This window comes from Bacillus sp. LR_5 (assembly GCF_042709275.1).
In genome coordinates this window covers 1-1,607 of the sequence record NZ_JAVAXX010000565.1, presented here as the reverse complement: position 1 = coordinate 1,607, position 1,607 = coordinate 1, and the positions used below count along the sequence as shown (strand labels likewise).

At 32.8% G+C, this 1,607-nt stretch carries 1 protein-coding gene and 1 pseudogene; both read right to left on the bottom strand.

Annotation, left to right across the window (positions count from 1 at the left end):
* Positions 1-268: pseudogene (locus RAC86_RS38505) on the bottom strand (very short patch repair endonuclease); the annotation flags it as partial.
* 72 nt (positions 269-340) lie between these two features.
* Positions 341-1,607 (bottom strand): hypothetical protein (locus tag RAC86_RS38500; protein ID WP_377886933.1); only part of this gene is annotated, 1,267 nt, incomplete at its 5' end.

Genomic DNA, 1,607 nt, shown 5'->3' with positions numbered 1-1,607 from the left:
CTGTATTGCTTTTAGGGATCCTGCCGTGAACAGGGCAGAAATGCCAGAAACAAGAATCGATAAAAATGACCACCTTATACTTTTTTATAGACAAATCTGGTTTCCCAAAAAGGCTTTTGGTGTTTCTTCGGAACCGATAGCCCCGATTCCACAATGCACTTGCAACCAGATTTTCTAATTGGGAAACTGATTTAATGGATTTCATAACATTGCTTCTAGACTCTTTTGACATCTTGTCCATTTGCCCCAACCTTTCTTTTGGAATCATTTATAATATTCCCTCATAAAAGATAGAAAAAACAAAAGAGGTTATTGGCATATAATCATTGGACATTGTTTATTACCTGCTTTCCAACTGGCATTCTGATGTTAATTTAATAGAAGACCAGCCGTGCTTTTGACTTTTACTAAATTTTGCACGTAAACTAATTGACTCTAACTCATTATTCCATGTTAAGGTATTTTGTATAGCAGAAGGCACATTAACATGCACTTTTACTTCACCGTCAATTTCAGAAGGCTCTTTGCAAAAGCTAATTCCCTCACCATAAATAGTAATAGCTATCATTGCTTTTCCTAATAAATTGTGAATTCCTCTTCTTAATTGTTCCTGAGTTGCACTGTCAAGTTTCATTCCGAACTCATAAGAGAGTATTTCTAAACTTTTTCTATGATTAAATTCCCCTATGGTAAACTTGTTTTTCACTTCATTAATAACAGATTCCATGCTTCCCATATTAAAATATGTTGGTCCAAGAATGCTTCCCATACCCGGATTTTTTGTAGTAATTTTGCTATTCCTTTTTGCTAAAGCTTTTAGAGAAATATTCTCAACAATAATATTGTTATTTACTTTTAAGACTAACTGAAGATCTCCTGTATCAAGTCTATCTTTTATATATGCATCCGGGATTAATTCGATACTTTCTATAATATAGTCATGATATTTTTGTCTTAGTTTCTCTGTAATAGCATCTACTATTGTAGAAGTTGAGCTATATAGTTTTTTTAGTGTATTTTGATTTATACTAGAAAAATATGTGTTAATTAATTCAACACATTGCTTTGGATCTACCTGTATAACGTCGGGAAACGCCTTTAAGAAATAATAATATGTCCATGCTTCATGGCATTTGCCTATTGCGTTACTGTTATTCGATGTTTTAGCGTACTCATGTTTATTCAATAGTTTTTCCATTCTCCTCATTGTTTTTAAGTTGACATTCATTCTCTCTTTTTCTTTAGGGAATTCATGGTAACCTGTAGCAAGTTTAATCGATTTCCAAGGGTCACTTTCAAATTTAAATCTTAGGGTGAGTCCCACTTCTCCAAATTTAATCCCAACTGTACTCTTTCCTGTTTTATAAAGTTCAATATCCTTCAAAGATGGGGATGCAGGTGCAAACTTTTCAACTTTGACATCATTTTCATCTTTGCCGTAACTTGTAATGATATTTGTATCATTGACCATGAAGAAGACATTAAAGGCATGGGTAAATCCTATATTCTTCTCATTATAAAATTGCTGCAACAACGTAAAACAAGTTTCACGCAAGTTGAAAAGAAACTTGTCTCTATATAAATTAATTTCTTCTGTGAATTTTGGA